General features: G+C 59.9%; 5 protein-coding genes. All 5 read left to right on the top strand.

Annotation, left to right across the window (positions count from 1 at the left end; translation table 11 throughout):
• Positions 1–39: 39 nt before the first annotated feature.
• On the top strand, positions 40–1263 hold the full coding sequence (locus VN887_19815; protein ID HXT42265.1) for a sialate O-acetylesterase: 1224 nt from the start codon (positions 40–42) through the stop codon (positions 1261–1263).
• Complete coding sequence (locus VN887_19810) at positions 1260–2633, top strand: DUF4832 domain-containing protein (GenBank protein ID HXT42264.1); 1374 nt, start codon at positions 1260–1262, stop codon at positions 2631–2633. Before VN887_19815 ends, VN887_19810 begins: the two co-directional genes overlap by 4 nt.
• A 32-nt stretch (positions 2634–2665) precedes the next feature.
• Entirely contained in the window at positions 2666–4291 is a 1626-nt protein-coding gene (locus tag VN887_19805) for a hypothetical protein (GenBank protein ID HXT42263.1), read from the top strand.
• An 83-nt stretch (positions 4292–4374) separates the two neighbouring features.
• Entirely contained in the window at positions 4375–4932 is a 558-nt protein-coding gene (locus tag VN887_19800) for a DUF4256 domain-containing protein (GenBank protein HXT42262.1), read from the top strand.
• Positions 4933–5086: 154 nt separating this feature from the next.
• Complete coding sequence (locus VN887_19795) at positions 5087–6214, top strand: arabinan endo-1,5-alpha-L-arabinosidase (GenBank protein HXT42261.1); 1128 nt, start codon at positions 5087–5089, stop codon at positions 6212–6214.
• Positions 6215–6234 lie beyond the last annotated feature (20 nt).

Genomic DNA, 6234 nt, shown 5'->3' with positions numbered 1-6234 from the left:
TGGCTGGTTACGGTTGCCCGCAACTCGAACTATTTTTACATGAAGCTTTTGCTCACATTTTTTGCTGCGCTCGTCCTCTCGGCGCAGATTCAGGCGAAACCGCTCAAGGTCTTCATCCTGGCCGGCCAGTCGAACATGGAGGGCCACGCGAAGGTCGAGACCTTTGACTACATTGGCGATGACCCGGCGACCGCTCCGTTGCTCAGGCAAATGCGCAGCGGGGACGGGAAGCCGACGGTGTGCGACAACGCGTGGATTTCCTATTTCACGGGCAGCGGTGAAAACAACGGCGAGGGCTTCGGCAAAGTCACCGCTGGCTATGGCTCGCGTAACGATCCCGCGAAGGACGGCGGAAAGATCGGTCCTGAGCTTACGTTTGGCATCACGATGGATGCGGCGCTCGAGGAACCGGTGCTGATTATCAAGACGGCGTGGGGTGGGAAGAGTTTGCACACGGATTTCCGGCCGCCCGGCGCAGGGCCGTATGTATTTAGCGAAGCGCAGCTTGCCGACATCACAAAACGCGGCAAAGACGTCGCGGAGGCAAAGGCGAAGAAGGCGGCGGAGACGGGCGTGTATTACCGGCTGATGGTGGAGCATGTGAAACGCGTGCTCGCTGACCCCAGGCGCGTTTGCCCGGCCTATGACGCCGCGCAGGGTTATGAAATAGCCGGCTTCGTCTGGCTCCAGGGCTGGAACGATATGGTGGATCGCGGCGTGTATCCGGAGTTGCCGAAGGGCGCGACGGGAAATCGCTTTGATAAATACAGCGAGTGGATGGCGCAGTTCATCCGCGATGTGCGGAAGGATTTTAACGCGCCGAAGATGCCGTTCGTCATCGGCGTCATGGGCGTGGATGGCGCGAAGGCGGGGAAGGACATCGTCGCGTTTCGCAAAGCCATGGCTGCACCGGCGGCATTGCCGGAGTTCAAAGGCAACGTCATCGCAGTGCAGACGGCGCCGTTTTGGTCGGACGAACTCGGCGCGATTGACAGGAAGCGCGAGAAGGTTTCGCAGATGGCCTACTTCCTCCGAACGAAGCACAAGGACCACGCGAACAAGGACGGCACGATGACCGATGCGCAGCAGCGCGAATACGTGAAGAGATACGAAGCTGAGATCATCTCGCCCGCCGAGGCCGAAGTGTGGAAACGCGGCGCCTCGAACGCCGGCTATCATTACCTCGGCTGCGCCAAAACTTTCGCGCTGATGGGCAAAGCCTTCGCCGAAGCGCTGTTGAAAATGAACCCAGCCGCCAAATGAGAATCCTTGCCGCGTTCGCCGCTCTGCTGGCCGCCGCGCGCGCTTTCACGGGCGAGGTTGGGAACACAGCTTCCGCGCTCTCGTATGCCCCCGCGCCATCTGACAATCCGCTCAAGGGATTCGTGCCTTACCTGCGGGCCGACGAATCCTTCCCGCACAGCATGGAATGGGACTACACGAAGCTGTCCGACGTGATGACGGGACCGACCAATTTCAACTGGGAGCCGTTCGAGAGGAAGCTCAACGCCGCCGCGTCGCGTGGGCACCAGTTTTTCGCGCGGTTCTATCTCGAATGGCCGGGGAAGAAGACCGGCGTGCCGCAATACCTGGTTGACGCCGGCCTCCCGATGCGGCGCTGGACCAACACCAACACGCAACCGTTCCCGCCCGCTGTCGATCAAACGCCGGACTACGAAGACCCGCAATTACGCGCGGCACTGACGAACTTCATCCACGCCCTCGGACGGAAGTATGACGGCGACCCACGCTTAGGTTTCATTGGCCTCGGACTGCTTGGCACCTGGGGCGAGTGGCACAACCATCCGCACTCCTCATGGTTCGCCTCCAAGACCGTGCAGCGCGAGGTTATGGATGCCTACGAAGCGGCGTTCAAAAGAACGAAGCTCGTCGCGCGTTATCCTGCGGGGACGAACGATCCGGCTTATGCCGACAACAGCCAGCGCGCCATCGGCTATCATGACGATTCGTTCGCGTGGGCCACGCTCCACACGGGAAAGAAACCCGATGGCTGGTTTTTCGAAACACGCCTGCGCTCCGCCAATGCCCTCGACAAATGGCGCACGCAGGCCATCGGCGGCGAGGTGCGACCCGAGGTGTGGAAGTGCCTGTTCGATGAGCCGTCGTGCGCGCCGAAGGGACAGGAATTCGAACGTTGTGTGGTGGTGACACACGCCTCGTGGCTCTGCAACGAAGGCGTCTTTCGCGGAAAGATTCAAGGCGCCGCGCGCGAACGCGCGATCCGGGCGGTGCAGCAGATGGGCTACGAATTGCACGTGGCTGGCGCGGTTATTTCCGTCGCCAACGGCAAACTCGATGTCTCCCTGACCGTGACGAACACCGGCGTGGCGCCGTTTTACTACGATTGGCCGGTGGAACTCGGCGCCCTGGATGCGGAGGGCAACCTCGCCTCGACGTGGAAGACGGATTGGAAGCTGACCGCGATTCAGCCCGATGAGCCGGCGGCCCGGTGGCGCATCACGACAAATGCAGCCGCGCTCAAACCTGGAACTCATCAACTGCTGCTGTGCGTGCCGAACCCGCTGCCCGGTGGTCCGCCCTTGCGCTTCGCCAATCAAAATCAAAACCAACACTTGGCGGGCTGGCTCACGGTGGGAAAGTTTCAACGATGACGCGGCTTCATGGCAATCAGCTCAAATTCATCATGAAAAGAACTATTCGAACACTTGCGATTTCGTTGGTCGTTTTGCCGGCACTCGTTGCTGCGGCCATTCGCGAGGGCGAGATGGCGGGCTATCTTCTCGTCCCAAATGAAACGGTGCCGACGAACTTCAACGCGGGTTATTCCATGTATGTCGCGGCGTGGCCGTTGTTGCAACACTACCCTGGCCAGCAGTTCCAGTCCGGATTGCCCGGAACGTGGATGTTCGCGCAGTACGAAGGCAAAGGCCCGACCAACCTTTACTCCGACATCGAGGGCGGCCTCGGCTGGTGGCGTGATACGGAATATGCAACTGAGACGCCGAAATTTATCATGGGCGGTGTCGCGCCGAATTTCGTCGAGTGGGCCAATGGACCGGGCGCCGGCAAAGGACGTGACTGGAAAAATCCGCGCGGCAAATACGCCATCGCCCAGCTGAGCCCGTGGGTCCTGTGGCCGCCCGATGGCTTGAACCTGAAGCGGGGCACGCGTGGCGAATGGTTCGGTTGGGGTTATCTTCCGCTGCCGCTCGCGAAGGCCAAGGCAATCACGGCGGGAACGAACATTCCAACGGGCGACAATTGCTGGACGCTGTTTCTGAACACGGCGAACTTCAAAGGCCCGGTCGCCTTTTTCACTCCATACTTCTGGTCTCGCGCCGCCGTCACTGAGCCGCGCTTCGCCGGACAGTTGCTCGACAGCCGGCCTTCAAACCCAAACCGCGCCGTGCAGATGGAGACGCAACACATCCCCAGCGCGGAGGCGATTGACGCGCACGGTGTCACTTACGCGCGTGTCGCACCCACACAATTCCCGGCGAATTCGCAGGGCGATTCCGCGCTCGTGCACCGCATTACCTCGTACAACAAGCAGGCGCTGTGGGACGCGGTGCAGGCGTGGTTCGACGGAGGCCCGCCGGCCAGCGGGGAAATCAATTCCAGCGGCGCGGTGCTGCACAAATTTCCCGGCGGCGGCGGGGCGACGTGGAAGATCGACACGAACGGAGTCGCGAAAGAGAACAAGGCGAGCCTCGCGTGGAACTCTTTCGCCACGCCGATGGCGCCGGACCCGAACACCTTCGGCTACAAATGGAATTCACAATGGGTGAAAAAGGACGACACAACCGGGAACAATCTGATTGTGCTGCCCGAATACTTTCGCCTCACGACCAACGCAAACAAGCAACCCGTCTGGACGCCCGTGCGCGCCCAGGATGTCCCGGCGGAAACCGGGCTGGCCGCGATGCGCTTTGACCAGCGCCGGAAACGAACGCCGAAAACCTATGAGACACCTGACGCCGCTGATAGCTCGTGGAAAAAGCCGGGCCCCAAAGCCGGCCCGTTTCAGGCGCACGTCGGAGACGGCAGCGTGGTCACCTATTACTGGTATCGCTTCGCCGACCAACCTGCGCTGCTGAACGCCGACATGACCGACGCGGAGCGTGAAGCAATGCAGGCGCGCGTCGAAAAACTTCACCGACACTGGACGAAGGACCGCAGTTATCTCGCCCCGCCCGCGAGCGGCCAACTGGCCGGGCTCGACCCTGCCCTCGTGGTCACGCCACCGCGAGGTTTGGAAATCGGCTTCGTGCCCATCGTCACGCGGCAGGAGCCGGAGGCCGCCAAATAGATTCGTCAGCGACCTCGCCGAAGAACGGCCTTTCAGGATAACGGAACAGATCAAAAACGCCCGACTCGACCAGAGGTATTGAAATGAAAAAAGAATTGTACCCCAAACAACGCGACGAGTTGCTTGCCGCGTTGAAAGCCCGGTTTGAGCGCCACGTGAGCCGACACAAAAGGCTGGATTGGGCCAAGGTGCAGGCGCGGTTGGAGGCCAAGCCGGACAAGCTGTGGTCGCTCGCGGAAATGGAAAGAACAGGCGGCGAACCGGATGTGGTGGGTCAGGATAAAACGACAGGCGAATACATCTTCTTTGATTGTTCCGCGGAAACTCCCAAAGGCCGCACCAGTGTTTGTTACGACCGCGAAGGATGGTTGTCGCGGAAGGAGGCCCGCCCGAAAACCACCGCCATGGATATGGCCGCGTCCATGGGCATCGAGCTTTTGACAGAAGAACAATACTTGGAGCTTCAGAAACTGGGAGAGTTCGATTTGAAGACGTCGAGTTGGGTGAAGACCCCGGCAGACATCCGAGAACTCGGTGGCGCGCTTTATTGTGATCGCCGCTACGGTCGCGTCTTTGTGGGTCACAACGGTGCGCAGTCCTATTATGCCGCCCGGGGTTTCCGCGGCTGGCTGAGGGTCTGATCTCACACACGCGACCGAATTCGAGTCTGAAGACGTATCGCGTCGATTGCGGCGGTGTCCTGACTCGCCGTAGCGTCCGGCCTGTGGCTGGATTAAATTGGCGCACAGCGCCGACACGGCACCCAAGGGAGGACACCCCCCGATTGCCGCTGCCTTGAGTTCCTGGGGAATCCGATTCACACTGGCGGGAATGATATTCAAAGATAATTACCCGTTCGGTCGGTGCTGGTTGTCCGGCGCGATGTTGCTGGCCGCATTGACCTGTTCCACTGCAGACTATGCGCAAGCAGATGCCGCCAAGCCGGGTTCGGAACAAACCTTTCCCGTCCTGCCACTCGAGCAATCGGCAAGCCGCGGCATTGTCACGCGCGATCCTTCGAGCATCGTGAAGTGCAAAGACGAATACTGGGTCTTCTACACGGGCCGCGGCGTGCCGTCGTATCATTCCAAGGACCTGGTGAAATGGGAACGCGGTCCGGTCGTCTTCCAGACGGCCCCGCAATGGATCGCCCAAATTGTTCCGGCCAATCGCAACATGTCATACTGGGCGCCCGACATCATCAAGCTGGGCGATCGTTATCTGCTTTATTATTCGGTTTCATCCATGGGGAAAATGACCTCGGCAATCGGCCTTGCGGTCAATTCTACACTCGATCCGACTGATCCAGCGTATCATTGGATGGACCGGGGGTTCGTGGTGCGGACGCAGGATGGCGACGGCCACAATGCGATTGACCCGTCTGTGTTTCACGACAAGGACGGCAGCCTGTGGTTGACCTATGGTTCCTATTGGAGCGGCATCAAACTGATTCAGTTGGACCCGCAAACCGGCAAGCGATTGTCACCAGACTCGAAGCTGTTTTCTCTCGCTTACAATGAGTCCATCGAAGCGTCCTGTCTATGCCGGCATGACGACTATTATTATCTGTTTGTGAACTGGGGGTCTTGCTGTCAGGGCCCCAAGAGCACCTACAACATTCGCATCGGCCGGAGCAAAACGATCACCGGACCGTATCTCGACAAAGCCGGCGTGGACATGCTGAAAAGGGGCGGCAGTGTGTTTCTGGCAACAACCAACGGCCCGTTGATCGGGCCTGGGCATGCCGGGACTCTGAACGTGGACGGAAAGACTTGGTTCACGTCGGATTTTGAAGGGGACCTGCGCATGAATGGAAAGGCAACCCTGGCGATCATGCCGCTCCGGTGGGATGCTGACGGCTGGCCCGAGGCGACTGTGAATGACGTCAAGCCAGCCCCATCAGCGGAATCTGCGACGAAGTAAATGAAACCCATCCAAGGTTA

The sequence above is a fragment of the Candidatus Angelobacter sp. genome (assembly GCA_035607015.1).
GTDB lineage: Bacteria > Verrucomicrobiota > Verrucomicrobiia > Limisphaerales > AV2 > AV2.
This window is presented reverse-complemented; position numbering and strand designations above follow the sequence as displayed.

What these genes read in the sequence shown, in the direction of transcription:
- VN887_19805 (HXT42263.1), top strand. Translation starts at nt 2,666, where the DNA reads ATGAAAAGAACTATTCGAACACTTGCGATTTCGTTGGTCGTTTTGCCG.
- VN887_19810 (HXT42264.1), top strand. Translation starts at nt 1,260, where the DNA reads ATGAGAATCCTTGCCGCGTTCGCCGCTCTGCTGGCCGCCGCGCGCGCT.
- VN887_19815 (HXT42265.1), top strand. Translation starts at nt 40, where the DNA reads ATGAAGCTTTTGCTCACATTTTTTGCTGCGCTCGTCCTCTCGGCGCAG.
- VN887_19800 (HXT42262.1), top strand. Translation starts at nt 4,375, where the DNA reads ATGAAAAAAGAATTGTACCCCAAACAACGCGACGAGTTGCTTGCCGCG.